This is a genomic window from Streptomyces sp. NPDC049627, assembly GCF_044465645.1.
In the GTDB taxonomy this organism is placed as follows: Bacteria; Actinomycetota; Actinomycetes; order Streptomycetales; family Streptomycetaceae; genus Streptomyces.
Window position 1 is genome coordinate 385,760 of sequence record NZ_JBITLW010000003.1, and the last position, 26,960, is coordinate 412,719.

Sequence of the window (26,960 nt, forward strand, 5' to 3'; positions counted from 1 at the left end):
AACGGGCCGCCGGATGTCTCCGGCGGCCCGTCGGTGTCAGGCACTCAGTGGGACGATCCCGCCGTCGCCGGCGGCAGTTCCACCTGCACGCCCGGGTCTCCCGCGTCCGCCGTGTAGTCCTCCGGCTTCGTCTCGTCGACGCCGTCGGGGGCCTTCACCGCCTTCAGGACGAAGGTCAGGACCACGGCCACCGCCACGTTCAGCACGAACGCGGTCAGGCCGATGTAGCCGATCTCGCCGATGCCCGGGATCTCCTTCGCCGAGCCGCCGAAGTGCTCCTGCGTCGGGGAGGCGACGCCGTACGCGGCGATCGTGCCGTAGAGCATGCCGACCGCCCAGCCGGCCAGCAGGGCCCAGCGGTGGAACCAGCGGGTGAACAGGCCGCCGACCAGGGCCGGGAAGGTCTGCAGGATCCAGATGCCGCCGAGCAGCTGGAAGTTGATGGCGACCGTCTTGTCCATCGTCAGGACGAAGATCAGGGCGCCCACCTTCACCAGCAGGGACACCAGCTTGGAGATCTTCGTCTCCTGCTGCGGCGTCGCGTCCGGCTTGATGAAGTCCTTGTAGATGTTGCGAGTGAAGAGGTTCGCCGCCGCGATGGACATGATCGCCGCGGGAACGAGCGCGCCGATGCCGATCGCCGCGAAGGCCACGCCCGCGAACCAGCTGGGGAACATGTCCTCGAAGAGCTGCGGGATCGCCAACTGCGGGTTGGTGACCTCGACTCCGGCTGCGATCGCCATGAAGCCCAGCAGGGCGAGCAGACCCAGCATCAGCGAGTACAGCGGCAGGATCGTGGTGTTGCGGCGGATCACCTCACGGCTCCTGGAGGAGAGCGTCGCGGTGATCGAGTGCGGGTACATGAACAGCGCGAGCGCGGAGCCCAGCGCCAGCGTGGCATACGTCCACTGGCCCGCCTCCGGCGGGACCAGGCCGCCCGCACCGGCCTTCGTGTACTTCTCGCTCGCCGCGGTGAAGATCTCGTCGAACCCGCCCAGCTTGATCGGGATGTAGATGATCGCCACCGCGATGACGACGTAGATCAGCGTGTCCTTGACGAAGGCGATCAGAGCGGGGGCGCGCAGACCCGAGGAGTAGGTGTACGCCGCCAGCACACCGAAGGCGATGAGGAGCGGCAGGTCCTTCACGAACCAGTTGGTGTTCTCGCCGCCGCCGACGCCCATCACGTCCAGCACCGCCTGGATACCGACCAGCTGGAGCGCGATGTACGGCATGGTCGCCAGGAGGCCGGTGACGGCCACGGCCAGCGACAGGCCCTTCGAGCCGAAGCGGCCGCGCACGAAGTCCGAGGTGGTGACGTACCCGTGCTTGTGGGACACCGACCACAGACGCGGCAGGAACGTGAAGATCAGGGGATAGACCAGGATGGTGTACGGCACGGCGAAGAAGCCGGCCGCGCCCGCCGCGTAGATCGCCGCCGGGACGGCCACGAAGGTGTACGCCGTGTACAGGTCGCCGCCGAGCAGGAACCAGGTGATCCAGGTGCCGAACGACCGGCCGCCCAGGCCCCATTCGTCGAGGCTGTGCTCGTTCTCGGCCTTGCGCCAGCGCGCGGCCAGGAAGCCCATGACCGTGACGGCCAGGAAGAAGACGACGAAGACGCCGAGCGCCACGCCGTTCACGTCGTTCTTCATTCCGACGCACCGCCCTTCTGCGAGGCACGGGCGCGCTGGTCACGCTGCCACAGCTTGTACGCGATCATCGTCAGCAGTGTGGAGAGCAGGACCCACAGCATCTGGTACCAGTAGAAGAACGGGATCCCGGCGAACTCCGGATCCGTCTTGGCGTACGAACCGACCCACAGCATCGCCACGAAGGGCGCGACGAGGCAGAGCGCGATGACGACCCGGGCGGGTGTCACCACCCCTCTGTTCACCTCTGGGGCATCTGACATCTGACGGCTCCGTCCCCTCACTGATCACCTGTAGAAACGCGCAGGCAATGTAGGTGACGGTGCATCGACAGCGGAAGACCCCGTCCGCATATCGGATGTGGAGGGTTGGTGTGTACGACAGAGAGGACAGGGGTGCTCAGCAGCAGCGGAACCCCTGGCGCGGGTCCGCCTCCTGACGGTCGGTGCGCATCCGCTCGAAGTCGCGCCGGGAGGGCACCCGCGCGTCCGGGTGCTCCCGCCGTACATGCGCGACATAGCGGTCGTAAGCCGACTCGTCGGTCAGCTCGCGCACGTACCAGCGCACGCCGCTAAGCACCCGTCGAAGCGACCGCACGGCGCTCCTCCTCCTTCTCCGCCTTCGTCGGGAACAGCCCGGCCGGAGCGGTGATCTTCGACTCGACGTACGGCGCCTCGCTCAGCGTGGACAGTGCCGGGCGGCGCACGTGCCTGACGCACACGCGCAGAGCGTCGGCGATCACGACGACGATCAGGAGCGCGAGGACCGCCGAGAGGACGCCGTCCACCGTGGAGTTGGTGACCACGGTGTGCATGTCGTCCATGGTCTTGGCGGGCGGCAGCACCTCGCCGCGGTCGATGGCGTCCTGGAACACCTGACGCTGCTTGAAGAAGCCGACCTTCGGGTCGCTGGAGAACACCTTCTGCCAGCTGGCGGTGAGCGTCACCGTGGCGTCCCAGGCGAGCGGAATCCCGGTGATCCAGGCCCACTTGAGGCGGCCGGACTTCACCAGCAGGGTCGTACAGACGGCGAGGGCGACCGCGGCCAGCAACTGGTTGGAGATGCCGAAGATCGGGAACAGCTGGTTGATGCCGCCGAGGGGCTCATGGACGCCGACCCACAGGAAGTACCCCCACAGGCCGCACACGAGCGCGCTGGTGACGACCAGGCCGGGCTTCCAGCTGACGTTCCTGAACGGCCGGTGGACGTTGCCCAGCATGTCCTGGAGCATGAAACGGCCCACGCGCGTGCCCGCGTCCAGCGCGGTCAGGATGAACAGCGCCTCGAACATGATCGCGAAGTGGTACCAGAAGGCGCGCAGACCGCCGCCGGTGACCTGGGAGAAGATCTCCGAGACCCCGATGGCGAGGGTGGGCGCGCCGCCGGTACGTGAGAGCAGGGTCGCCTCCTCGACGTTCTCCGCCGCCCGGGCGAGCGCCTCGGGGGAGATCTGGTACCCCCAGCTCCCCACGGCCTGGGAGGCGTGCTGCACGGTGTCGCCGATGACCCCGGCGGGCGCGTTCATCGCGAAGTACAGACCCGGGTCGATGATGCTCGCCGCGACCAGGGCCATCACGGCGACCGACGACTCCATCAGCATGGAGCCGTAGCCGATCATCCGGACCTGCGTCTCCTTCTGGATCATCTTCGGCGTCGTACCGGACGAGATCAGCGAGTGGAAACCGGACAGGGCGCCGCAGGCGATGGTGATGAAGACGAAGGGGAACAGGGACCCCGCGAAGACCGGGCCGTTGCCGCGCGAGGCGAAGTCCGTGACCGCGTCCATCTTCAGCGTCGGCAGGGCGATGACGACACCGAGGGCGAGCAGCACGATCGTGCCGATCTTCATGAAGGTCGACAGGTAGTCGCGCGGCGCCAGCAGCGTCCACACCGGCAGGATCGAGGCGACGAAGCCGTACGCCACCAGCCAGACGACCAGCGTCGAGGGCGCGAGGGTGAAGGTGCCGGCCCATGACGACTCGGCGACCCAGCGGCCCGCGACCAGGGCGGACAGCAGCAGTGCGACGCCGATGACGGAGACCTCGGTGACCCGGCCGGGGCGCAGCACCCGCAGGTAGAAGCCCATCAACAGGGCGATCGGGATCGTCATCGCGATGGAGAAGGTGCCCCACGGGGACTGCGCGAGGGCGTTGACGACGACCAAGGCCAGCACGCCGAGCAGGATGATCATGATGGCGAAGGCGGCGACCAGGGCGGCCGCGCCGCCGAACGGGCCGATCTCCTCGCGTGCCATCTGCCCCAGCGACCGTCCGTCCCGGCGGGTGGAGAGGAACAGCACCACCATGTCCTGGACCGCGCCCGCGAAGACGACGCCCGCGATGATCCAGATCGTGCCCGGCAGATAGCCCATCTGTGCGGCCAGCACCGGGCCGACGAGCGGGCCGGCGCCGGCGATCGCCGCGAAGTGGTGGCCGAGCAGGACGCGGCGGTCGGTGGGGTGGAAGTCGATGCCGTTGTTGAGGCGTTCGGCCGGGGTGGCCCTGGTCCTGTCGACTTTCAGGACCTTGTACGCGATGAACTTGGCGTAGAAGCGGTAGGCGATCGCGTACGAGCCGAGGGCGGCAGCGATCATCCATGCTGCCGAGACGTCCTCGCCCCGCGAGAGCGCCAGTACGGTCCATCCGGCGGCACCGACGAGCGCGACCAGGGTCCAGACGGTGATGGTGCGGGCGTTCGCGGTACGCATCGGGGAGTCCTCCCGTCCGTGCGGCGACGGGAGGACCGTAGAACAGGAAAGGGGGATGCGCTACACCGCGTGCACTACCGCAAGTGGCCTATTCCACAGGCCGCTTCAGCCGCGCCACGAACTTGTAGCGGTCCCCGCGGTACACGGACCGCACCCACTCCACCGGCTGCCCCTCCCGGTCCAGCGAGTGCCGGGACAGCATCAGCATCGGCAGGCCCACGTCCGTGCCGAGCAGGCCGGCCTCGCGCGGGGTGGCCAGGGAGGTCTCGATGGTCTCCTCGGCCTCGGCGAGATGGACGTCGTAGACCTCGGCGAGGGCGGTGTAGAGGGAGGTGTACTTGACCAGGGACCGGCGCAGGGCGGGGAAGCGCTTGGCGGACAGATGGGTCGTCTCGATGGCCATCGGCTCGCCGTTCGCCATGCGCAGCCGCTCGATGCGCAGCACCCGGCCGCCCGCCGTGATGTCGAGCAGCTCGGCGAGGCGGTCGTCGGCGGTGATGTAGCCGATGTCCAGCAGCTGTGAGGTCGGTTCCAGGCCCTGGGCGCGCATGTCCTCGGTGTACGAGGTGAGTTGCAGAGCCTGCGAGACCTTCGGCTTGGCGACGAACGTGCCCTTGCCCTGGATGCGCTCCAGGCGCCCCTCGACGACCAGCTCCTGCAGGGCCTGGCGCACGGTTGTGCGCGAGGTGTCGAACTCCGCCGCCAGGGTCCGCTCGGGCGGGACCGGGGTGCCCGGCGCCTGTGTCTCGGTCATGTCGAGCAGGTGCTTCTTCAGGCGGTAGTACTTGGGCACGCGCGCGGTACGGACGGTGGCACCGTTCTCGTTCTCCGCACTGCTGACGTCGGTGCTCATGCTCTGCCTTCCCGGCTCCGGATGCGGGTCACATCGTGATCCCTTCTGTATACCGTCGCCACCTCTTTTGGTCTAGTCCATAGAGCCAAGTGGTCTAGCGGACGAGAGTACTCCGGCGCCGCTCTTTTCGCTGGCTTCTTACTTAAAGGTTCCTTCATATGTAGGTCGCATAACGGCTGGTCAGAGGCGTTTCCGACACCCTTGACAGCGCTTTTGGTCTGGTCCAAGCTCCCGGTACTGGTCTACACCATTGGTCCAGGTCCCGGCCCATGGGCGGGAGGTGTGGGCATCCCTGAGGAGGGTGGCGTGAAGCGCAAGCTGATAACCGCGATCGGTGTCGCGGGCATGATGATCTCCCTGGCGGCGTGCGGGGGCGACAACGGTGACGGCGGCGACAAGGCGGGCGCCGACGGCTACGCGGGCGAGACGCTCACGGTGTGGGTGATGGACGGCTCCTCCCCGGACCAGTGGCAGAAGGACGTCCAGGCGGCCTTCGAGAAGAAGACCAAGGCCAAGGTCAAGTTCGAGGTCCAGCAGTGGAACGGCATCCAGCAGAAGCTGACCACCGCCCTGTCGGAGGAGAACCCGCCGGACGTCTTCGAGATCGGCAACACCCAGACCCCGGCCTACGCCAAGACCGGCGGCCTCGCCGACCTCGCCGACGTCAAGACCGCGATCGGCGCCGACTGGACCGAGTCCCTGAACAAGTCCGCGGTCTACGACAGCAAGCAGTACGCGGTGCCGTGGTACTTCGCCAACCGCGTCGTCCTCTACAACAAGAAGATCTGGGCCGAGGCGGGCATCAAGGACACCCCCAAGACCCGCGACGAGTTCTACGCCGACCTCAAGCAGATCGGCGAGAAGACCGACGCCGAGCCGATCTACCTGCCCGGCCAGAACTGGTACCACTTCGTCGGCCTGACCATCGGTGAGGGCGCCGAGCTGGTGAAGAAGGACGGCGACAAGTACGTCTCCAACCTCGACGACCCGAAGGTCGCCGCCGCCATGGAGACGTACAAGAAGTTCCAGGCGCTGTCCAAGGCGCCCAAGGACAAGGACGAGGCCACTCCGCAGCAGGGCGAGGTCTTCGGCAAGGGCAACGTCGGCGCCTTCATCGGCATGGGCTGGGAGGCCGGCATCGCCATCAAGGCCAACCCGAAGATCGAGAAGGAGATCGGCTACTTCACCATCCCGGGTGCCACGGCCGACAAGCCCGAGGGCGTCTTCCTCGGCGGCTCCAACCTCGCGGTCGCCGCGGGCAGCAAGAAGCAGGAGCTGGCCAAGGAGTTCCTGAAGATCGCCCTGTCCGACAAGTACGAGGGCGAGCTCGCCAAGATCAACGGCGTCATCCCGAACAAGGATGCGCTGCAGGCCAACCTCAAGGGCAACGCCGTCGCCGAGGCCGCCGCACCGGCCGTCGCGGGCGGTGGCACCACGCCGCTGATCCCGGAGTGGGCGGCCGTGGAGAACGCGCCCAACCCGGTCAAGACGTACATGACGGCCGTGCTGAACGGTAAGTCGCCGGCCGAGGCCGCCAAGCAGGTCGAGGGCGAGTTCAACAAGCGTCTGGCGCAGCAGCAGTAGGACCAGCGGCAGCAACGGCGCCGGTGTGCGCGCCGGGGCGGGGGATGCGCACGACGCCCCCCGCCCCGGCGACCGTACGCGGGTCCACGTACGTAGGTCGAGAAGAGAGATCGCGAGCATGACCGTGCAGACCGAACGGCCGCCCTCCGGCCCGGTGGACGTAGCCAAAAGGGATCGGAGCGGGGCCGCCGGACCGGGGCCCCGGGCCGCGTCACGCCTCGGCGCGCTCACCCCGTACCTCCTGCTGCTGCCGGCCTGCGCGGCCACCGTGCTGCTGCTCGGCTGGCCGCTGCTGAAGGACGTCCTGCTGTCGTTCCAGAACCTCAACATGGCGCAGCTGATCCAGCACGTCACCGAGTGGAACGGCATCGACAACTACCAGGAGGTCCTCACCGGCGAGGACTTCTGGCGCGTCACCCTGCGCTCGATCCTGTTCACGACGGTCAACGTCGTCCTGATCATGATCCTGGGCGCCCTGGTCGGCCTGCTGCTGGCCCGCCTCGGGCAGCGGATGCGGGTCACGCTGATGATCGGGCTCGTGCTGGCCTGGGCGATGCCCGTGGTCGCCGCGACCACCGTCTACCAGTGGCTGTTCGCGCAGCGCTTCGGTGTCGTCAACTGGGTACTGGACAAGCTCGGTTGGCACTCCATGGCCGACTACAGCTGGACCAGCAGCCAGATGTCGACCTTCTTCGTGGTCACGGTGCTGATCGTCTGGCAGTCGATCCCGTTCGTCGCGATCAACCTGTACGCGGCCACGACCACCATCCCGGGCGAGCTCTACGAGGCCGCGGCACTGGACGGCGCGGGGGCGTGGAAGAGCTTCACCACGGTCACGCTCCCCTTCCTGCGCCCTTTCCTCTACGCCACGACCTTCCTGGAGATCATCTGGGTCTTCAAGGCGTTCGTGCAGGTCTTCACCATCAACGGCGGCGGCCCCGACCGGCTCACCGAGATCCTGCCCGTCTACGCCTACATCGAGGGCGTCGGCAACCAGCACTACGGCATGGGTGCCGCGATCGCCGTCCTGACGATTCTGATCCTGCTCGGCCTGACGGCCTACTACCTGAGGATCGTGCTCAAGCAAGAGGAAGAGGAGGTCTAAGCGGTGAAGCGCTCCGCCTTCGGCCGTCTGTGGCCCAACGTCACGGCCGTCGCCCTGTTCATCGGCTTCGTCTTCCCCGTGTACTGGATGTTCGCCACGGCCTTCAAACCGACCGGCGACATCATCTCGGAGGACCCGGTCTGGTTCCCGACCGACATCACCTTCGAGCACTTCAAGAAGGCGACCGGCGTCGACCACTTCTGGACGTACGTCACCAACTCACTGATCGTCACGCTGTGCGCGGTCGCTCTGGCCCTGGTCATCGCGCTCGCGGGCTCCTTCGCCCTGGCCCGGATGCGGTTCAGGGGGCGGCGCGGCTTCGTCGTCGGCTTCATGCTGGCCCAGATGGCGCCCTGGGAGGTGATGATCATCGCGATGTACATGATCGTGCGGGACGCGTCGATGCTGAACAGCCTCGTGCCGCTGACGGTCTTCTACATGATGATGATCCTGCCCTTCACCATCCTGACCCTGCGCGGCTTCGTCGCCGCCGTGCCCCGGGAACTGGAAGAGGCCGCGATGGTCGACGGCTGCACCCGCGCCCAGGCCTTCCGCAAGGTCATCCTGCCGCTGCTGGCACCGGGCCTGATGTCCACCTCCCTGTTCGGATTCATCACCGCATGGAATGAATTCCCCCTGGTCCTGGTGCTGAACAAGGAGGCGGAGGCACAGACCCTGCCACTGTGGCTGTCCAGCTTCCAGACCGCCTTCGGCAACGACTGGGGCGCGACGATGGCGGCGTCCTCGCTCTTCGCCGTCCCGATCCTCATCCTCTTCGTCTTCCTGCAGCGCAGGGCTGTCAACGGCCTGACGGCCGGCGCCGTGAAGGGATAACGCCACCCGATGACGACAATCGCCAGCGGCACCGACACTCTGACGCGCGATGCCCTGACCGTCCTCCAGCCCGGCTTCACCGGCACCACCGCCCCCGACTGGCTGCTGCGCCGCCTGGGCGAAGGCCTCGCCTCCGTCGGCCTGTTCGGCCGCAACATCGCCTCACCGGAACAACTGGCCGCGCTGACGGCCCAGTTGCGGGCCGAGCGGGACGACGTGCTGGTCGCGATCGACGAGGAGGGGGGTGATGTGACGAGGCTGGAGGTGAGGACCGGCTCCAGCTTCCCCGGCAACCACGCCCTGGGCGCGGTGGACGACGTGGAGCTGACGCGGGAGGTGGCGTTCGAGCTCGGCCGCCGTCTCGCGGCCTGCGGGGTGAACCTCAACTGGGCCCCGTCGGCGGACGTGAACTCCAACCCCGCGAACCCGGTGATCGGCGTACGCTCCTTCGGCCCCGACACCGCCCTGGTCGCCCGCCACACCGCGGCCTACGTCACCGGTCTGCAGTCGGCGGGCGTGGCGGCCTGCACGAAGCACTTCCCGGGCCACGGCGACACGGCGGTCGACTCCCACCACGCGCTCCCCCGCATCGACGCGGCCCTGGACGTGCTGTCGGACCGTGAACTCTCCCCGTTCCGCGCCGCGATCGCCGCCGGCACGCGGGCGATGATGAGCGCGCACATCGTGGTCCCGGCCCTGGACCCCGACCACCCGGCGACCCTGTCCCGCCCGGTCCTGACGGAGCTCCTCCGCGGTGACCTCGGCTACTCCGGACTGATCGTCACCGACGGCATGGAAATGCAGGCCATCGCGGCGACGTACGGCATCGAACGCGGCAGCGTCCTCGCCATCGCGGCCGGCGCGGACGCGATCTGCGTCGGCGGCGGCCTGGCGGACGACGAAACGGTACGCCGCCTGCGGGACGCTCTGATCGCCGCCGTCCGCTCCGGCGAACTCCCCGAGGAGCGCCTGGCGGAGGCAGCGGAACGCGTCCGCGAACTGGCCCGCTGGACGGCGACCGCGGCCCCGGCGACCGAGGGCGAGGGGCGCACGGACGTGGGCCTCGTGGCCGCCCGCCGCGCGCTGAGGACGACCGGCGCCGCGGACTTCACCCCCCTCACCGAGGCGCCCTACGTCGCCGCCTTCACCCCGGTCGCGAACATCGCCGTGGGCGACGAGACGCCCTGGGGCGTGGCCGCGGAACTGACCCGACTCCTCCCCGGCACCGAGACGGGCAGCTTCGCGGGGCAGGACGCGGGTTCCGAAGCGCTGGGCGCGGCGGGGGACCGGCGGGTCGTGGCGGTGGTCCGCGACGAACACCGGCACCCCTGGATGGCGACGGCCCTCGACACCCTGCTGGCGGCCCGCCCCGACACCGTCGTGGTCGAGATGGGCGTCCCCCAGGCACCTCCCCGAGGCGCCCTCCACATCGCCACGCATGGCGCGGCACGCGTGTGCGGCCGGGCGGCGGCGGAGGTCATCGCGGGGGAGTAGCCGTCAGGACGAGAAAGGCGCCGGTCTCTTTTCAGAGGACCGGCGCCTTCAGCGTCCCTAGGGGCGCGGGGAACTGCGCGACCAGCCACCTACGGCCCGCAGCCCGCAACAATTCGAACCAGGCAGACGAAACCCGCTTCTCAAATCCCCTGCCAATCCGGCTTGTTGGCATACGTATGCCGGAAATAGTCGGCAAGCTTCAGCTTCGACGCCGCCCCCTCGTCCACCACAACCGTCGCATGCGGATGCAACTGCAACGCCGAGGCCGGACACACCGCAGCCACCGGCCCCTCCACAGTCGCCGCGACCGCATCCGCCTTGCCCTCACCCGTGGCCAGCAACACCAGATGCCGCGCCTCGAGAATCGTGCCGATCCCCTGCGTGATCACGTGGTGCGGCACCTGCTCGATGTCCCCGTCGAAGAAGCGCGCATTGTCGACCCGCGTCTGCTCCGTCAGCGTCTTGATCCGCGTCCGCGACGCCAGCGACGAACACGGCTCATTGAACCCGATGTGCCCGTCCGTCCCGATCCCGAGCAACTGCAGATCGACGCCCCCGGCCGCGGCCAGCGCCGCGTCATACGCCTCGCACGCGCCCTGCACGTCCTCGGCCGCCCCGTCGGGCCCCATGAACGCGTCCATCCCGATCCCGAGCGGCTCCAGCACCTCGCGCCGCAGCACCGACCGGTACGACTCCGGATGCTCGGCGGGCAGCCCCACGTACTCGTCGAGCTGCGCGATCCGCGCGCGCGAGGTGTCCGCGGCACCGGAACGCACCTTCGCCGCGAGCGCCGCGTAGATGGGCAGCGGCGTCGACCCGGTGGCCACACCGAGCAGGGCGTCGGGCTTGCGCCCGAGCAGCTGGGCCATGGCCTCGGCTATCAGCTCGCCACCCGCCTTGGCGTCCGGAACGATGACAACTTCCACGCTGGGCCTGCCGATCTGAAGAGGGACTCGATGGGCACCCTGAAGGGGGCATGTGGTTTAGACCAATCTAGCACCTCGGGCGCACACTGAGCAGGGCTCCGAGCCCATGTGAACGCAAGCCCCGCAGACATGTCGGCAGACCGTCGGACAGGCGCCACTCCCCATGGGGAAGTGGAATGAAGACTGTCCGCAGCGACGGGCGCCCCGCCCGCCACGCCGAGCGCAATCGCAGGAAGGGCCCCATGACCGCCACGACCCCGTACCCTCCCGACCCGCACGCCCCCCACATCGACGTCGCCGGCCGCATCATGGCCCGTGAGTTGGCCGAGCAGCCCGCCGTGCTGCGCCGGATCCTGTCCGAGGCCGCCCCTGCCATCCGCACGGTCGCCCAGGAGATCGCCGCCCGCAACCCGCGCTTCGTCCTGCTCACTGCCCGCGGCACCTCCGACAACGCAGCCCTCTACGCCAAGTACCTCCTGGAGATCCGCCTCGGCCTGCCCTGCGGCCTGTCGTCGATGTCGACCACCACCGCTTATGGCGCCCGCCCCGATCTCACCGACGTCCTCGTCATCACCGTCAGCCAGTCCGGCGGCTCCCCGGACCTGGTCGCCTCGACCCGGGCCGCCCGCGAGGCCGGCGCGATCACGCTCGCGGTGACCAACAACCCCGACTCACCGCTGGCCGGCGTCTCCGAGTACCACCTCGACATCATGGCCGGGCCGGAGCGGGCCCTCCCCGCGACCAAGACCTATACGGCCTCCCTTCTCGCCCTCTACCTCTTCGTCGAAGGTCTGCGCGGCGGCGACGGCGCCCCCGCCAAGGTGCTCCCGGACCTGGCCGCGCGCCTGCTCGCCCGGCAGGACGAGGTCCGCACCCTCGCCGCCCGTTACCGCTTCGCCGAGCGCATGGTGATCACCTCCCGGGGCTACGGCTACCCCACGGCCAAGGAAGCCGCGCTGAAGCTGATGGAGACCAGCTACATCCCGGCGCTCGCCTACTCCGGCGCCGATCTCCTGCACGGCCCGCTCGCCATGGTCGACAACGTCTCCCCGGTCATCGCGGTCGTCACCGACGGCAAGGGCGGCGAGGCCCTTCGGCCCGTCCTCGACCGACTCCGCGGCCGCGGTGCCGACCTGGTCGTCATCGGCCCCCGCCACCAGGTGGAGCAGGCGTCGGCCGGCTTCGTCCTGCCCACCGAGGACGTGGCCGAGGAGGTCCAGCCGATCCTGGAGATCCTGCCGCTCCAGCTCCTGGCCTACGAGGTCACCATCGCGCGGGGCCAGGACCCCGATGCTCCGCGCGCGTTGGCGAAGGTGACGGAGACGCGCTGAGGAGCAGGGCCACGTCCGCGGACAGCCGCTGGTGAAGGCTCAGCTCCTAGTGCAGGCTCAGCAGTGAGCCTCCCGTGGCATCGATGTGCTGGCCGGTGACCCAGCGGGAGTCGGGCGACGCCAGGAACGCCACCACGTCGGCCACCTCGGAGGCCGTACCGACCCGCTTGAAGACCGAGACGGACTCCGCGTGCGCGCGTATCCCGGGGTCGGCCAGTGCCGCGCTCGTCAGATCGGTGTCGATGAACCCGGGCCCGACCGAGTTGGCGGTGATCCCGCGCGGCGCCAGCTCGGCGGCGAGCGAGCGGGTCAGCGTGGTGACCGCGCCCTTGGCCATGTGCGTGGCGGCAATCGCGGCGATGGCAGCGTCCGTGGCAGCCGTGACGTTGATGATCCGGCCGTGGTCGCGCAGTCGCCGCAGGCCGTGCTTGACGATGAAGAACGGCGCCCGGGCGTTGACCGCGTGCGTCCGGTCGTAGAGCTCCTCGTCCGTGTCCTCGACGGTCGCGAAGATCGCCATGCCCGCGTTGTTGACCAGGATGTCCAGTCCCTCGGCATGCCGATCGAAAGCCTCCCAAAGGGCCTCCGCGTCACCCGGCACCCCCAGCTCGGTACGGATCGCGAAGGCGCTGCCGCCCGCTGCCTCGATCGCGGTCACGGTCTCCTTGGCCGCCGCCTCATTCCTGCCGTAGTGCACGGCGACCCGCGCCCCGTCGCGAGCCAGCCGCTGGGCCACGGCCCGTCCGATTCCCCTGCTCGCTCCCGTGACCAGTGCCGTCCTGCCAGTGAGCACGCTCATGCCCACGCCCCCTTCGTAATTTCCTAGTGGTCGCTACAGAAAGACCGTACAGCAGGGCGCCGACAATTCTCTAGCAGCCGCTATAAAATCCATCCCATGGTGAGCAGTGACGAGACGAAGGCGAAGATCAAGCGCACGCCCAAGCCCCGCGGCCGCCCTCGTTCCTTCGACCGCGAGTCCGCTCTGGAGAAGGCGATCCTCGCCTTCTGGGAGCACGGCTACGAGGCGACGTCGGTCTCCGACCTCACCCAGGTCATGGACATCGGCGCCCCCAGTCTCTACGCCGCCTTCGGCGACAAGCGCTCCCTCTTCGAAGAGGCCGTCCGCGTCTACACCGCCCGGTACGCGTCCTTCGCCGACCGGGCCCTCGCCGAGGAGTCCACCTCCCGCGCCGCGGTCGAACGGACCCTGCGGGAGGCCGCCGCCATGTATACGGACCCCGATCATCCGCACGGCTGCCTCATCGCCCACGCGGCCATCAACTGCACGACCCCGGAGGTCGCCGAGTCCCTGCGTGACCGGCGCAACGCCACCATCAGCGCCTTCGAGAGCCGTATCCAATCGGATGTCGCAACTGGTGATCTCCCGCCGGGCACCGACGCCGCCACCCTCGCCCGGCACGCCGGCGCGGTCATCCACGGCATGTCACAACAGGCGCGCGACGGGGCGAGCCGGGAGGAACTGGAGGCACTCGCGGAAATTGCCATGGCCATCTGGCCCCGCACATGAACCCACACGGGTTAGGCTGCGTGGTGGATACCAGGGCGTCCTACTAGTTCTCCGACTGGCCGGGGCCCGCGAGGAAGCGTCAACAGCAAACAGGCTCCAACGCATGGACACACCCGAGTGGTCTAGTCCACAATGCGAAGGAGTGCGTAGGACAAGAACGCACCGACTTCCGTCTTCCCCGCACAGGAAGGCGGACCGAGGAACCGGAGCTCTCTGCCCTGACTGCCCCGGCTCCTCACCCTCGGCCGACCGGGACCGCACACCCCACGGCCGATATTGCTCCGGGCTGCGGTGCCGGGAGGGTTGAGGGTCCCTCTCAGGCGCCGCGGCCCGCGGGTGTTCTCAGGGCCGTTTGCAGGGCCGTCCGCAGGGCCGGGTCGCCTTCACAGTGGCTGGTTTCGAGTCCTGTCCGTACCCCCAGGTACGCTCGGCCACGTGCCCTCCATGAACGAACTCGTACGCCAGCACACGGCCCTCGACGACTCCGACCTCGAGTGGCTCCACCTGCTGGTCTCGGAGTGGCAGCTGCTCTCCGACCTCTCCTTCGCCGACCTCGTCCTGTGGGTCCCCACCAGTGACGGCACCCGGTACGTGTCGGTGGCGCAGATGCGGCCCAACACCGGGCCGACCTCCTACCAGGACGACATGGTCGGCCACCTCGTCCCGCGCGGCCGCCGCCCGATGCTGGACGCCGCGCTCGACGAGGGCCGGATCGTGCGGGAGGGCGACCCCGAGTGGCGGGAGGAGGTGCCGGTCCGCGTCGAGTCGATTCCCGTACGACGGGAGGGGCGCGTCCTGGGTGTCATCGCCCGCAACACCAACCTGCTGACCGTCCGCACCCCGAGCCGTCTGGAACTCACGTACCTCCAAAGCGCCTCGGATCTGGCGCAGATGATCGCGGCCGGCGCGTTCCCGTTCGCCAACCAGCAGGTCGACATGGACGCCTCGCCGCGCGTCGGCGACGGTCTGATCCGCCTGGACGCCGACGGCATCGTGCAGTACGCCTCCCCGAACGCGCTGTCGGCCTACCACCGCCTCGGTCTCGCCGCCGACCTCGTCGGCCACCACCTGGGCAAGACCACCGCCGAACTCGCCCCGACCCACGGGCCGGTGGACGAGGCGCTCGCCAAGGTCGCCAGCGGCTGGGCACCCCGCGAGTTCGAGATCGAGTCCGGCGACGGAGTCATCCAGTTCCGGGCGATCCCGCTCAAGCCCAAAGGCACCCGCATCGGTTCACTCGTCCTGCTCCGGGACGTCACCGAACTGCGCCGCCGTGAGCGCGAGTTGATCACCAAGGACGCGACCATCCGGGAGATCCACCACCGGGTGAAGAACAACCTCCAGACGGTGGCCGCCCTGCTCCGCCTCCAGGCCCGGCGCATCGAGTCCGACCGGGGCCGCGAGGCCCTGGAGGAGGCTGTCCGCCGGGTCGGTTCGATCGCGATCGTGCACGAGACGCTCTCCCAGAACCTCGACGAGCGGGTGGAGTTCGACGAGATCGCCGACCGGGTCGTGGCGATGGTCGCCGAGATCTCACCCGGCAAGGTCACCGGTCGGCGCACCGGCCGCTTCGGCATCCTGGACGCCGAGGTCGCCACCCCGCTGTCGATGGTCCTGACCGAGATACTGCAGAACGCCCTGGAGCACGGCTTCCGCGAGGGCGACACCGGTACGGTCGAGGTCTCCGCGGTCCGCGGAGGTACGACGAAGCAGGCCCGCCTCCTGGTCACCGTCCAGGACGACGGCGTCGGCCTCCCCGAGGGCTTCGACCCGCACACCGCCGGCAACCTCGGCCTGCAGATCGTACGGACCCTGGTGGAGGGCGAGTTGGGCGGCACGTTCGACATGGTGCCGGCGCCGGAGCGGGGGACTCGGGTGATCCTCGACATCCCGGTGCGGGCACACAAGTAAGCATGCGGAGGACCCTGTGCGGTGTGTCACGGCGACCAGGTGGTGCACCGCACACGACCGACGGTCGGGCATTGCGCCCGGCCCCGGACAGCAAAGAGCCCCAGCCCGTTCAGGGGGCTGGGGCCCAACATGCTCGTTGCCAGCATTTGCTGCGCATCGGGGGTACTGCGCGCTGCGGCTCGGGGGCGGGAGATGCGTACTCGCTGTACGCGCCGCCAAGCTCAGGCTGTTTGCGGGGCGGGTGTTGTCAGGCGGAGGCCTGACGGGCCCGGTTGCGGGCGGCGCGGCGCTTCATGGCGCGGCGCTCGTCCTCGCTGAGACCACCCCAGACGCCGGAGTCCTGACCGGACTCGAGCGCCCACTGCAGACACTGATCCATAACGGGGCAGCGACGGCAGACGGCCTTGGCTTCCTCGATCTGCAGCAGCGCAGGACCGGTGTTGCCGATGGGGAAGAAGAGCTCGGGGTCTTCCTCGCGGCAAACGGCGTTGTGACGCCAGTCCATGGCTGCTACCTCTCCTTGTATTACTGCTGGGTTGCTTGTGAATGTGAACGCTTTCACGAATCCCTCAACAAGTGAAGGGCCTACCGCCAGTTCCCTGGCGTGGGTCCTGTGAGTCGAAGAGGGGTTCCGGTGATCAGTGGAGGCCGGTGTTGCGGGCCGTCCCGATCGCCACGTAGAGACTCGCAAACCTCAGCGGCGGATACAACCCCTTCCGGAAAGTTTTTTTTGATTCCTCGGTGTCGACTAGGTCACAGCCGTACTTCCATGGGGTGGATCCTGGCCTAAACGTTCGAGTGAAAGGACTTTAGCCCTTTCCGCTCACACAATCACACGCAGTGCACGGCGTACGCCTGTGAACGTCACGCTGGTACGCAGTCCGAGGTGGTCGCCGTCCATCTGAAGGGGGAGGGGGACCTTCGAATGCAAGGTGAACTGGTCCAGGTCATGGAGTGAGGTCGCGTGCTTGCCATGGGGGCCCCGCTCAGGGGACGAAGTGAGCAACTGGGTGCCATACCGGGCAACCGCGGCCGTCGTCATACGGCTGAGACCGAGTACGTCGAGGCCTTTATCGAACGAGGCTTTAGGTGACGCGTACATCGGGTGATTGCCCAGGAAGGTCCACGGAGAGGTGTTCGAGACTATGGACAGCACCAGGTCGGTCACCGGCTCCGCGTCGGGACGTTCCAGCGTGATCGTCCCGTGGCGCCGGTGCGCCTCGCCGAAGAACTGGCGCAGCGCCTGACGTACATAGAGGGCGTGCGTCGACTTTCTGCCTTGCTCGCGCTGCTGCTCGACCCTGCCGACCACGCCGGCGTCGAAGCCGAGGCCCGCGTTGAAGGTGAACCAGCGCGAGGGGACCGCCTCGTCCTCCGTGCCGGGCGTGCCCGAGGTCAGGCCGAGGCCGACCGTACGTTCGCTGCCCTCGCGCAGCGCGTCCAGCAGGGCGCCGGTCGCCTCCACGGCGTCGTTCGGCAGGTTGAGGGCTCGGGCGAAGACGTTGGTGGAGCCGCCGGGGACCACCGCGAGGCGGGGGAGGTGCTCCGGGTCGGGGCCGTTGTGCAACAGTCCGTTGACGACCTCGTTGACCGTGCCGTCGCCGCCGAGGGCGACCACCAGGTCGACGTCCTCGCTCTCCGCCGCCTGCCGGCCCAGGTCGCGCGCGTGGCCGCGGTACTCGGTGGTGACGGCCTCGAGTTTCATCTCGCTGGCGAGCGCGTGGATCAGGACATCGCGCGTACGTGCGCTTGTGGTGGTTGCTGCCGGGTTGACCACGAGAAGTGCACGCATGACTGGCAGCGTACCTACTGGGGGGTACCGGGCACAGGTCGAGGTGGGGATCAGGTAAGAGATCAGGCGTGAGTCTCGACACGGGACGACTCCGTCGGTTGGGCCGTTCTTGTGGATGCCGTCCGCGGTGAGGTCGCCGGCGTCGGTGCGGGCTCTGCTGGGGGCTGCCGCCCCCAGACCCCCGCTTCGGCCCTGAAGGGGCCTCGTCCTCAGACGCCGGACGGGCTGAACTGCGCCAGCCGGGGTCGCGAGGCGAGGCCCCGTTGCGGTGGCCTCGGCTGGGGGAGGCTGTGGGGTGGAGGGCTACCCTTCAGGGGTGACCAAGGAGCAGACCCCCACCACCCCCGAAACCGCCGGTCCGCGCCCGCGGCGGCTGACGTATGCGGCGGCGCTCACCGCGTTGGAAGGTCTGGCGCTCGCTGTCGGGGGGCTCTGGGTGCTCGTGCTGGGGCTTGCCGGTGAGCCGGACGACCGGCAGCAGGCCGTCACGCTCGGAGTGACGCTCGTGGCCCTCGCCCTGCTGCCCTTGCTCGCGGCGCGGGGGTTGTTCGCTCTGCGCAGCTGGAGCCGGGGGCCGTCCGTCATCACGCAGATCATGGCTCTGCCGGTGGCCTACAGCCTGTTGCAGGCCGACAGCATGGCCATTCCGGCGGGGATCGCGATCGCCGTGGTCGCGATCGCCACGCTCGTGCTTCTGATCAACCCGGCCACGACCCAGGCCCTCGGAATCCGGGGGCCCGGCAGCACACAGGACCAGAAGTAGTCGTCGGCTCTCAGGCCGCCGTCACTCCTCCACCAGCAGCTTCTCCCGCAGCTGTGCCAGCGTGCGCGCCAGCAGCCGGGAGACGTGCATCTGGGAGATGCCGACCTCCTGCGCGATCTGCGACTGGGTCATGTTGCCGAAGAACCTCAGCAGCAGGATCCGCTTCTCGCGCGGTGGGAGGTCTTCCAGCAGCGGCTTGAGCGACTCCCGGTACTCGACGCCCTCCAGCGCCTCGTCCTCCGCGCCGAGGGTGTCCGCGACCGCCGGGGACTCGTCGTCCGTGTCGGGGACGTCCAGGGACAGGGTGGAGTACGCGTTGGCGGACTCCAGGCCCTCCAGGACCTCCTCCTCCGAGATGGAGAGCTTCTCGGCGAGCTCGTGGACCGTCGGGGAGCGGCCGTGCTGCTGGGACAGCTCGGCCGTGGCCGTCGTCAGGGCGAGGCGCAGCTCCTGGAGGCGCCGGGGCACCCGCACCGCCCAGCCCTTGTCCCGGAAGTGCCGCTTGATCTCACCGACGACCGTCGGGGTCGCGTACGTCGAGAACTCGACGCCGCGGTCCGGGTCGAAGCGGTCGACCGACTTGATCAGGCCGATGGTGGCGACCTGGGTGAGGTCGTCGAGCGGCTCGCCGCGGTTGCGGAAGCGGCGCGCGAGGTGTTCGACGAGCGGCAGGTGCATGCGGACCAGCTGGTTGCGCAGCTCCGCGTACTCGGCGCTGCCCTCCTTCAGGGTGCGCAGCTCGACGAACATGGCGCGCGCCCCGCTGCGGTCCTGAGGTCCGTGCTGCGTGGCCTGCGCGCTGTGCGCGCCCATCGCCTCGTCCTCGGCGTTTCGCTCGTGCTCGCTCATCGTCCCGCCCGTCGCCCTCTCCCGAGCCCTCGCCCCCACGCGGACAGGGGAGACCCCGGTCCGCCCACCCGGAAGCGCGCCCTGCACGGCACCTTCGCCCTCCCTGCCGTCGCCCGGGAAGCCGGTCTCCACCGAGTCGTCCTCCGGGTGTGGCCGGGCCTGCTCGGGAATGCCGTCGATGCCGTCTGCCATGCGTCGGGATCCGCTCGGACCGCTCGGGCCCGCCCCCGGGCTCCCGGCTCCGCCCGAGCAGGGGGGAGTGCTCTCCGGCAGCTCCCGTGTGCCGCGCTCTTCGTCCCGCACCGGCCCGTCCCCGTTCCTCACGCCGGCCCGGGTCCCGCGCCGCGCTGTTTGTAGAGGCTGATCGAAACGGTTTTGTCCTCGTCCACGGCGGAGGAGACCTTGCCCGCGAGGGCGGACAGGACGGTCCAGGCGAAGGTGTCCCTGGAGGGGGCGTGGCCGTCCGTGGTCGGGGCCGAGACGGTGACTTCGAGTGAGTCGTCGACGAGCCGGAAGACACAACTGAGCACCGAGCCGGGCACGGCCTGCTGGAGCAGGATCGCGCAGGCCTCGTCGACCGCGATGCGCAGGTCCTCGATCTCGTCGAGGGTGAAGTCCAAACGGGCGGCGAGGCCGGCAGTCGCCGTACGCAGCACCGACAGGTAGGCACCCGCAGCCGGCAGCCGGACTTCCACGAAGTCCTGGGTCGCGGGCTCGCCTGCGATCTGGGACACCCTCACCTCCAAGGTGGTACAAGCTTCTCGGGGCCGAGGGTCGCCCCCCGGGGTAACGCGATGTGTGGTTCAGCGGTGACGCTATCGCGCTCTGAACTTTCCTGTCCCCAGGACCCCAACCCCTTGCTGTCACTCATAGTAAACACACGGATACGCTCCGTGGCTAGGGGGTCTGCGGGCCCAATTGGGAAGAGCGCGCGCCGGTTTGACGTACCCAGGCGTCAGACGGTCGAACCGTCCGGATCCCCAGTCGTCCAGCGTACGTCCGCGTCACACCAGTACGTGGTCGACGAAGCACCAGCGCCAGCGCTCGCCGGGCTCGAACGTCCGCATGACCGGATGCCCGGACTGCTTGTGGTGCTCCGTGGCGTGCCGTCCGGGCGAGGAGTCGCAGCAGCCGACATGACCGCAGGTGAGGCACAACCGCAGCTGCACCGGATGCGCTCCGTCCGCCAGGCACTCCGGACACGTGTCGCTGAGCGGACCGGGCTCCGGGTGCGGCAGCGCGTCGGCGTGCGTGCACTGTTTCATGATTGCCAGGTTACGACGGCCGCGCGCAGGGCCGCGCGGAAAATCGAGGGCGGGCCGCGGCGGGCGGTGATCGACGACGGGCGACGACCATGAACGGGTCGCCGGCCGGGCGGCGCGGACTCGGGCGAGTGGGGATGGGTGGGCGAGGCGTATGGACGTGATGCCGCTTCTGTTGCTGGTGGCGGGGAGTGCCGCCGTGGCCGCGGCCGCGCGGCGGACGCCCGTGCCGGCGCCGCTGCTGCTGGTCGCGGCCGGGCTCGCGGTCTCGTACGTACCGGGCGTGCCCGAGTACACGCTCGACCCGCACATCGTCCTGCCACTGGTGCTGCCTCCGCTGCTGCACAGCGCGGCGACGGACAGCTCGTATCTCGATCTGCGGGCTCAGCTGCGCCCTGTGATGTTGTTGTCCGTCGGCTACGTCCTCTTCGCGACCTTCGCCGTCGGCTGGGTCGCGTACCAGGTCGTCCCGGGCCTGCCGCTGACCGCGGCGCTGGTGCTGGGCGCGGTGGTGGCGCCGCCGGACGCGGTCGCGGCGACGGCGGTCGCGCGCCGGGTGGGCCTGCCGTCCCGGATCACCACGATCCTGCAGGGCGAGTCCCTGGTGAACGACGCCACCGCCATCACCGCCTACCGGGTCGCCCTCGCGGCCGCCGTCGGTGAGGGCGCCACCTGGGCCGGCGGCATCGGCGAGTTCCTGCTCGCGGCGGTCGGCGGCATCGGCATGGGGCTGGTCCTGATGGTGCCGATCCACTGGCTGCGCACGCACCTCAAGGAGGCGCTGCTGCAGAACACGCTCTCCCTGCTGATCCCGTTCGTCGCCTACGCCGCCGCCGAGCAGGTGCACGCCTCCGGTGTGCTGGCGGTCGTGGTCGTCGCGCTGTTCCTCGGACACCGCGCGTGGGAGGTCGACTTCGCCACCCGGCTCCAGGAGGAGGCGGTGTGGAGGATGGTCACGTTCGTGCTGGAGTCGGCGGTGTTCGCGCTGATCGGACTGCAACTGCCGGTGGTCCTCAAGGGCCTCGGCGAGTACGAGGGCGGCCGCGCCGCCGGGTACGCGATCGCCGTGTTCGCCGTGGTCGTCGTGTCGCGGTTCGTGTGGGTGTATCCGGCGACATTCCTGCCGCGGATGATGTCGGCACGGATCCGTGAGCGGGAGGACAACCCGACGTGGAAGGGGCCGTTCGTCATCTCCTGGGCCGGGATGAGGGGGGTCGTCTCGCTGGCGATCGCCTTCTCGATCCCGCTCACGGTGCACGGCGGCGAGGCGTTCCCCGAGCGCAACCTCATCCTCTTCCTGACCTTCACGACGGTCATCGGCACACTGGTCGTCCAGGGCGTCACGCTGCCGCCGCTGATCCGCCTGCTGAAACTCCCCGGTCGTGACCCGCAGGCCGAGACCCTCGCCGAGGCGAACGCCCAGGCACAGGCCTCCCGCGCTGCCGATCGACGCCTGGAGGAACTCCTCTCCGACGAACGCAACGCCCTCCCCGCCCCTCTCGCCGACCGCCTGCGAGCCGTCCTGGAGCGCCGCCGCAACTCCGTCTGGGAACGCCTGGGCCAGGCCAACCCCGTCACCGGCGAATCCGTCGACGACACCTACCGGCGCCTGTCCCGCGAGGTGATCGGCGTCGAGCGCGCGGTGTTCGTGAAGCTGCGGGACGCCCGCCACATCGACGACGAGATGCTGCGGACGCTGCTGCGACGGCTGGACCTGGAGGAGGCGGCGGCCTACAGGGAGGCGGGGTGAGGTCGCCGTACCGTCGTGCAAACGGGACGGCCGACCACGCGTCGCGCACTCATCCGTCCGCGAGAGGAGCCCCGGTCACGACGGCCGCAACCGTGCCCCCGCGCGGAAGGGCGCCCTCCTCGGCCAGGGCGACAAGCCCATACAGCAACTTGGCGACATAGAGACGCTCGACGGCCACCCCGTGCCGCTCCTCGAAGTCCTCGGCGAAGGCGTGAAGCTCAGGAGTGGTACGGCCGTAGCCCCCGAAGTGGAACCGCTCGTCCAGCCGCCAGTCACCCCGCGGCCCACCGAAGGCATCCACCTGCAGCGCCCGTACGTCGTCGGCCAGGAAGCCACCCTTGAGGACAGGTATGCCCAGGGCCTGCTGACCGGGGCCGATCCCGGCGGCCAGCCCCGCCAGTGTCCCGCCCGTCCCACAGGCAACCGCAACGACATCGGCCCGGCCCCGCACCTCCTCGCCGAGCGCACGGCATCCCCGTACGGCGAGGACATTGCTGCCGCCCTCCGGGACGACAAACGCCCCCTGCGCACCCGCCGCACGCAGAACGGCCGCCAGAGTCTCCGGCTCGGCCTTGCGGCGATACGTCGACCTGTCCACGAAATGCAGCCGCATACCGTCGGCCACGCACCGGGCCAGCGACGCGTTGAGGGGCCGCTCGGCCAGCTCCTGACCCCGCACCACGCCGACCGTGGGCAGGCCGAGGAGGCGGCCCGCGGCGGCGGTGGCGCGCAGGTGGTTGGAGTAGGCGCCGCCGAAGGTGACGACCGTACGGCCGGCCGCGGCTGCGAGGTTCGGCGCGAGCTTGCGCCACTTGTTGCCGATCAGTTCCGGGTGGATCAGGTCGTCGCGCTTGAGCAGCAGCCGCACACCACACCGCGCGAACCGCTCGTCCGCGAGTTCCTGCAGCGGGGAGGGGAGCCGGGGGCGGAGAGCGGCGAGATCGGGCACGGCGTCGCGGCTGGTCACCCGGCCATTGTCGCCCGTGGGACGACTGTGTCGGCCGGATGTGCCCATAGGCGTCCGCCTGCTTGCGGATTGCCCGGCGTGCCCGGCGTGGGGGCTGGGCGGGGGTGGGCGCCCAGCCCGGCGTGACGGGGTGCCGGACGCTACTGCAGCCGCTCCCGTATCCGGCTCCGCATCCACGTCATCGTGAACCCCCGCGGATCCACCTTCCCCGGCTGCCACTCCAGATGGCCGATCACCGACCGCTCCGTCCAGCCGTGATGGCGGCAGATCGCCGCCGAGACCCGTTCGATTGCCGCCAGCTGGGGCTCCGGCCAGGGGTCCCGGCCGTCGCCGAGGTTCTCGCACTCGAACCCGTAGAAGTGGCGGTTGCCGTCGGTGTTGGCCTCGTTGTCGGGCGGCAGGGCCGTCTCGGCGATGACGGCGCGCAGGACGTCGTCGTCGCCCAGCCCGGCATGGTTGGCGCGGCCGTAGCCGACGAGATGGACCCTGCCGTCCTTCGTGATGACGCCGTGGCACAGCGGACCCGGCAGCCCGGCGTAGCCGTCGCGGCAGAGCTCGACCGTGTGCTCGCTGCCCTCGGTCACGGTGTGGTGGATCATCACGCCATGGACGGGGCCCCAGGGGCCCACGTGGTTGCGGTTGTGGTGCTCCCAGTCGCCGACCTCGACGACTGTGGCGCCCTCCGCCCGCAGTCTCTCCAGAAACCTGCTCGCGGACATGGGTAAGGCCATGACCGCCTCCTTCGTCAGACAGGTCGGACAGGACGGTGCGACAAACGGTGCGACAAAGCGTGCAGCAATCCGTGCAGTGATCCGTGCGGGAATCCGCGCAGCGATCCGTGCGAGTGGACAAGGGTCCACCAATTGCCCAGCAGTCCGTGATCCATTCCCGCTCTTTCGGGTAATAGCACAGACACACTCCGTGATGGAAGGCTCTGTCGTGCAGATTGCGATGCGCGGTGCCAGATCGGCGCCGGGGCATGACCGGGAGGGCAATTCCTTATGTCGGTAGGCGAAGAGGTCCGCACGGAGCAGGTCAAGCCGCAGCAGAGTCTCGGCACTGCGGCCGCGCGGAACCTGGCCACCACGACCAAGTCCGTACCCCAGATGCAGGAGATCAGCTCCCGCTGGCTGCTGCGCATGCTGCCATGGGTGGACATCCAGGGCGGCACCTACCGGGTGAACCGACGGCTGACGTACGCCGTCGGCGACGGCCGCATGACGTTCGTGAAGACCGGCGACAGTGTCGAGGTCGTCCCCGCCGAACTGGCCGAACTGCCGGCCCTGCGGTCGTACGAGGACGAGGAGGTGCTCTCGGAACTCGCCCGGCGCTGCGAGCAGCGAGAGGTGGCCGCCGGTGAGGTGATCGCCTCGTTCGGCAGCCCTACCGACACGGTCTATCTGCTCGCGCACGGCAAGGTCGAGAAGATCGGCACGGGCCCGTACGGCGACGACGCGGTGCTCGGAGTCCTGGCCGACGGCGCCTACTTCGGCGACCACGCGCTGCTCGACGGCGAGCCGATCTGGGAGTACACCGCCCGTGCGCTCACCGCCTGCACCGTGCTCGTCCTGTCACGCCAGCACGTCGACCAGGTCGCCGAGCGCTCCGACGGACTGCGCGAGCACCTCCAGCAGCGCCGCTCGATCCCCGATCAGCGCACCAACAAGTACGGCGAGAAGGAGATCGACCTGGCCGCCGGCCACACCGGCGAGCCGGACATCCCGCACACCTTCGTCGACTACGAGGCCAGGCCCCGTGAGTACGAACTGAGCGTCGCCCAGACCGTCCTGCGCATCCACACGCGTGTGGCCGACCTCTACAACCAGCCGATGAACCAGACCGAGCAGCAGCTCAGGCTGACGGTCGAGGCGCTGAAGGAGCGCCAGGAGCACGAGCTCATCAACAACCGGGACTTCGGTCTGCTCCACAACTGCGAGTACGACCAGCGGATCCAGCCGCACGCGGGCGTGCCGAGCCCCGACGACATGGACGAACTGCTCTGCCGGCGCCGCGGCACCAAGCTCTTCCTCGCCCACCCGCGCGCGATCGCCGCGTTCGGCCGTGAGCTCAACCAGCGCGGACTCGTCCCCGAGACCATCGACATCGGCGGCAACCGGATCCCCACCTGGCGCGGTGTGCCGATCTTCCCGTGCAACAAGATCCCGGTCACCGAGGCGCGTACGTCCTCGATCATCGCCATGCGTACCGGCGAGGAGGACCAGGGCGTCATCGGCCTGCGGGCCACCGGCATCCCGGACGAGATCGAGCCGAGCCTGTCCTGCCGTTTCATGGGCATCAACGAACAGGCCGTCATCAAGTACCTGGTGACGGCCTACTACTCGGCCGCGGTCCTGGTGCCGGACGCCCTCGGTGTGCTGGAGAACGTCGAAATCGGGCGCTGGGGGTGACGTTTCCGCACCTGGGTGCCGTGTCTGCGGGCGTCGGGGCGGGTACATCCCGGTCGTATGCGCCCAGCCGCAGCGGAAGCGCCACCGTCCGCGGACCCTCCGAGGGGGATGCCATGGCCGAGTTGACGACGGGGACGACGCGGCGCTCCACCGTGACCTGCCCGCTCGACGGCCCCGAAGCGGTGGTGATCCTGGAGCGCGCCCGGGCCTCGGTCGACCCCGAACTGCGCGCCGCCGTCGAGTCGTTGCCGCGTTCCATGCGCCGGATAGCGCGCTACCACTTCGGTTGGGAGCACGCGGACGGCACCCCGGCGGCGGGCAACGCGGGCAAGGCGATCCGGCCGGCCCTCGTCCTCACCGCGGCCGCCGCGCTCGGCGGGCCGGGCGCGCGGGCGGCGGCCGTACCGGCGGCCTTGGCGGTGGAACTGGTCCACAACTTCACGCTGTTGCACGACGACGTGATGGACCGGGACACCACGCGCCGGCACCGGCCCACCGCATGGACCGTGTTCGGCGACGCCGACGCGATCCTCGCCGGGGACGCCCTCCAGGCGCTGGCCCTGCAACTGCTCGCCGAGGACACGCACCCCGCTTCCGCGCCGGCCGCCGCCCGGCTCGCGGCCTGTGTCGTCGAACTGTGCGCCGGGCAGCATGCCGACACGGCGATGGAGAAGCGGGGGCCCGGTGACGTCGGGCTCGACGAGGTGGTCGCGATGGCCGAGGCCAAGACGGGGGCGCTGCTGGGGTGCGCCTGCGCCCTCGGCGCGCTGTACGCGGGCGCGGCGGACGAGGACGTGGCGGCGCTGGACGCGTTCGGCCGTGAGGCCGGGCTCGCCTTCCAGCTCATCGATGACGTGATCGGCATATGGGGCGACCCGAGCCACACCGGCAAACCGGCCGGTGCGGACCTCGCCGCCCGCAAGAAGTCCCTGCCGGTCGTCGCCGCGCTGGCCTCCGGTGGTCCGGCGGCGGCGGAACTGGCCGCGCTGTACGAAGTGCCGTACGACAAGGAGGACGAGGAGAGCGTCGCGCGGATCGCGCTCGCCGTGGAGCGGGCGGGAGGACGCGACTGGGCGCAGGCTCAGGCCGCCGACCGGATGGCCCGCGCCATGCAGGAGCTGGCCCGCGCGGTGCCCGACCCGGAGGAGGCGGGCGGACTGCTGGCCCTGGCGGAGTTCGTGACACGACGCACCACCTGAGGACCACGGCAGCCGATGGCGGCACGGCGCAGTGCCAAGCGGCCG

Annotated in this window: 25 protein-coding genes; 11 read left to right on the forward strand and 14 right to left on the reverse strand. The window is 69.5% G+C overall.

Annotated features, from left to right (window positions below; all coding sequences use genetic code 11):
• Positions 1-44: 44 nt before the first annotated feature.
• From mctP to ACIBU0_RS10885, 5 genes are all read right to left on the reverse strand, one after another.
• The gene (gene mctP, locus ACIBU0_RS10865) at positions 45-1,655 is read right to left on the reverse strand and encodes a monocarboxylate uptake permease MctP (protein ID WP_398814918.1); all 1,611 of its coding nucleotides are present in this window, start codon (positions 1,653-1,655) and stop codon (positions 45-47) included.
• On the reverse strand, positions 1,652-1,915 hold the full coding sequence (locus ACIBU0_RS10870; RefSeq protein WP_398814921.1) for a DUF3311 domain-containing protein: 264 nt from the start codon (positions 1,913-1,915) through the stop codon (positions 1,652-1,654). Before ACIBU0_RS10870 ends, mctP begins: the two co-directional genes overlap by 4 nt.
• A gap of 136 nt (positions 1,916-2,051) precedes the next feature.
• Positions 2,052-2,249 (reverse strand): YbdD/YjiX family protein, encoded by a 198-nt coding sequence (locus ACIBU0_RS10875; RefSeq protein WP_398814924.1) that lies wholly within the window; start codon positions 2,247-2,249, stop codon positions 2,052-2,054.
• The gene (locus ACIBU0_RS10880; protein ID WP_398814927.1) at positions 2,224-4,359 is read right to left on the reverse strand and encodes a carbon starvation CstA family protein; all 2,136 of its coding nucleotides are present in this window, start codon (positions 4,357-4,359) and stop codon (positions 2,224-2,226) included. The genes ACIBU0_RS10875 and ACIBU0_RS10880 overlap by 26 nt, the downstream gene beginning before the upstream one ends.
• Before the next feature lie 88 nt (positions 4,360-4,447).
• A complete protein-coding gene (locus ACIBU0_RS10885) occupies positions 4,448-5,212 on the reverse strand; it encodes a GntR family transcriptional regulator (protein ID WP_398814930.1) in 765 nt (254 codons plus the stop codon).
• 306 nt (positions 5,213-5,518) lie between these two features.
• Here ACIBU0_RS10885 and ACIBU0_RS10890 point away from each other — a divergent pair, with 306 nt between their 5' ends.
• From ACIBU0_RS10890 to ACIBU0_RS10905, 4 genes are all read left to right on the forward strand, one after another.
• The gene (locus ACIBU0_RS10890) at positions 5,519-6,796 is read left to right on the forward strand and encodes an extracellular solute-binding protein (protein WP_398814933.1); all 1,278 of its coding nucleotides are present in this window, start codon (positions 5,519-5,521) and stop codon (positions 6,794-6,796) included.
• 118 nt (positions 6,797-6,914) lie between these two features.
• Positions 6,915-7,901 carry a carbohydrate ABC transporter permease gene (locus tag ACIBU0_RS10895; RefSeq protein WP_398814935.1) on the forward strand — a complete coding sequence of 329 codons (987 nt, stop codon included), beginning with the start codon at positions 6,915-6,917 and terminating at the stop codon, positions 7,899-7,901.
• A 3-nt stretch (positions 7,902-7,904) separates the two neighbouring features.
• Positions 7,905-8,735, forward strand: coding sequence for a carbohydrate ABC transporter permease (locus ACIBU0_RS10900; RefSeq protein WP_398814938.1), 831 nt, complete (start codon positions 7,905-7,907; stop codon positions 8,733-8,735).
• 9 nt (positions 8,736-8,744) lie between these two features.
• Positions 8,745-10,229 carry a glycoside hydrolase family 3 protein gene (locus ACIBU0_RS10905; protein ID WP_398814941.1) on the forward strand — a complete coding sequence of 495 codons (1,485 nt, stop codon included), beginning with the start codon at positions 8,745-8,747 and terminating at the stop codon, positions 10,227-10,229.
• A 140-nt stretch (positions 10,230-10,369) separates the two neighbouring features.
• Here ACIBU0_RS10905 and nagB read toward each other — a convergent pair whose 3' ends face one another.
• Positions 10,370-11,155 carry a glucosamine-6-phosphate deaminase gene (gene nagB, locus ACIBU0_RS10910; RefSeq protein WP_398814943.1) on the reverse strand — a complete coding sequence of 262 codons (786 nt, stop codon included), beginning with the start codon at positions 11,153-11,155 and terminating at the stop codon, positions 10,370-10,372.
• Between the two features lie 242 nt (positions 11,156-11,397).
• On the opposite strand from nagB, the gene ACIBU0_RS10915 reads away from it, so the two are divergent.
• Positions 11,398-12,486, forward strand: a complete 1,089-nt coding sequence (locus tag ACIBU0_RS10915) for an SIS domain-containing protein (RefSeq protein WP_398814946.1) — start codon at positions 11,398-11,400, stop codon at positions 12,484-12,486.
• A gap of 46 nt (positions 12,487-12,532) precedes the next feature.
• Here ACIBU0_RS10915 and ACIBU0_RS10920 read toward each other — a convergent pair whose 3' ends face one another.
• The gene (locus ACIBU0_RS10920) at positions 12,533-13,285 is read right to left on the reverse strand and encodes an SDR family oxidoreductase (RefSeq protein ID WP_398814949.1); all 753 of its coding nucleotides are present in this window, start codon (positions 13,283-13,285) and stop codon (positions 12,533-12,535) included.
• A 96-nt stretch (positions 13,286-13,381) separates the two neighbouring features.
• Here ACIBU0_RS10920 and ACIBU0_RS10925 point away from each other — a divergent pair, with 96 nt between their 5' ends.
• The gene (locus tag ACIBU0_RS10925; RefSeq protein ID WP_398814952.1) at positions 13,382-14,014 is read left to right on the forward strand and encodes a TetR/AcrR family transcriptional regulator; all 633 of its coding nucleotides are present in this window, start codon (positions 13,382-13,384) and stop codon (positions 14,012-14,014) included.
• Between the two features lie 444 nt (positions 14,015-14,458).
• Positions 14,459-15,925, forward strand: a complete 1,467-nt coding sequence (locus ACIBU0_RS10930) for a sensor histidine kinase (protein ID WP_398815555.1) — start codon at positions 14,459-14,461, stop codon at positions 15,923-15,925.
• A gap of 247 nt (positions 15,926-16,172) precedes the next feature.
• Here the strand turns inward: ACIBU0_RS10930 and ACIBU0_RS10935 are convergent, their stop codons facing one another.
• Together ACIBU0_RS10935 and ACIBU0_RS10940 are read right to left on the reverse strand one after the other, a co-directional pair.
• Positions 16,173-16,430 carry a WhiB family transcriptional regulator gene (locus ACIBU0_RS10935; RefSeq protein WP_006142322.1) on the reverse strand — a complete coding sequence of 86 codons (258 nt, stop codon included), beginning with the start codon at positions 16,428-16,430 and terminating at the stop codon, positions 16,173-16,175.
• 318 nt (positions 16,431-16,748) lie between these two features.
• Positions 16,749-17,717 (reverse strand): diacylglycerol/lipid kinase family protein, encoded by a 969-nt coding sequence (locus ACIBU0_RS10940; RefSeq protein ID WP_398814956.1) that lies wholly within the window; start codon positions 17,715-17,717, stop codon positions 16,749-16,751.
• 316 nt (positions 17,718-18,033) lie between these two features.
• Between ACIBU0_RS10940 and ACIBU0_RS10945 the strand changes: the two genes are divergently transcribed.
• The gene (locus tag ACIBU0_RS10945; RefSeq protein ID WP_398814958.1) at positions 18,034-18,480 is read left to right on the forward strand and encodes a hypothetical protein; all 447 of its coding nucleotides are present in this window, start codon (positions 18,034-18,036) and stop codon (positions 18,478-18,480) included.
• A gap of 21 nt (positions 18,481-18,501) precedes the next feature.
• Here ACIBU0_RS10945 and ACIBU0_RS10950 read toward each other — a convergent pair whose 3' ends face one another.
• The 3 genes from ACIBU0_RS10950 to ACIBU0_RS10960 all read right to left on the reverse strand — a co-directional run bounded on the left by ACIBU0_RS10950 (position 18,502) and on the right by ACIBU0_RS10960 (position 20,594).
• Positions 18,502-19,632, reverse strand: a complete 1,131-nt coding sequence (locus ACIBU0_RS10950; RefSeq protein WP_398814961.1) for an RNA polymerase sigma factor SigF — start codon at positions 19,630-19,632, stop codon at positions 18,502-18,504.
• A gap of 17 nt (positions 19,633-19,649) precedes the next feature.
• Positions 19,650-20,063, reverse strand: coding sequence for an anti-sigma regulatory factor (locus tag ACIBU0_RS10955; protein WP_004925829.1), 414 nt, complete (start codon positions 20,061-20,063; stop codon positions 19,650-19,652).
• Between the two features lie 270 nt (positions 20,064-20,333).
• Entirely contained in the window at positions 20,334-20,594 is a 261-nt protein-coding gene (locus tag ACIBU0_RS10960) for a UBP-type zinc finger domain-containing protein (protein WP_398814964.1), read from the reverse strand.
• A gap of 151 nt (positions 20,595-20,745) precedes the next feature.
• Here ACIBU0_RS10960 and ACIBU0_RS10965 point away from each other — a divergent pair, with 151 nt between their 5' ends.
• Positions 20,746-22,341, forward strand: a complete 1,596-nt coding sequence (locus ACIBU0_RS10965; protein ID WP_398814967.1) for a Na+/H+ antiporter — start codon at positions 20,746-20,748, stop codon at positions 22,339-22,341.
• Positions 22,342-22,390: 49 nt separating this feature from the next.
• On the opposite strand, the gene ACIBU0_RS10970 is transcribed toward ACIBU0_RS10965, so the two are convergent.
• Both ACIBU0_RS10970 and ACIBU0_RS10975 read right to left on the reverse strand, forming a co-directional pair.
• The gene (locus ACIBU0_RS10970) at positions 22,391-23,308 is read right to left on the reverse strand and encodes a 1-aminocyclopropane-1-carboxylate deaminase/D-cysteine desulfhydrase (RefSeq protein ID WP_398814970.1); all 918 of its coding nucleotides are present in this window, start codon (positions 23,306-23,308) and stop codon (positions 22,391-22,393) included.
• Positions 23,309-23,448: 140 nt separating this feature from the next.
• Positions 23,449-24,039: an N-acetylmuramoyl-L-alanine amidase gene (locus ACIBU0_RS10975; RefSeq protein ID WP_398814973.1), complete on the reverse strand. Its 591-nt coding sequence runs from the start codon at positions 24,037-24,039 to the stop codon at positions 23,449-23,451.
• 270 nt (positions 24,040-24,309) lie between these two features.
• Between ACIBU0_RS10975 and ACIBU0_RS10980 the strand changes: the two genes are divergently transcribed.
• Positions 24,310-25,716, forward strand: coding sequence for a family 2B encapsulin nanocompartment shell protein (locus ACIBU0_RS10980; RefSeq protein ID WP_398814976.1), 1,407 nt, complete (start codon positions 24,310-24,312; stop codon positions 25,714-25,716).
• A gap of 113 nt (positions 25,717-25,829) precedes the next feature.
• A complete protein-coding gene (locus ACIBU0_RS10985) occupies positions 25,830-26,915 on the forward strand; it encodes a family 2 encapsulin nanocompartment cargo protein polyprenyl transferase (protein ID WP_398814979.1) in 1,086 nt (361 codons plus the stop codon).
• Positions 26,916-26,960: the final 45 nt, after the last annotated feature.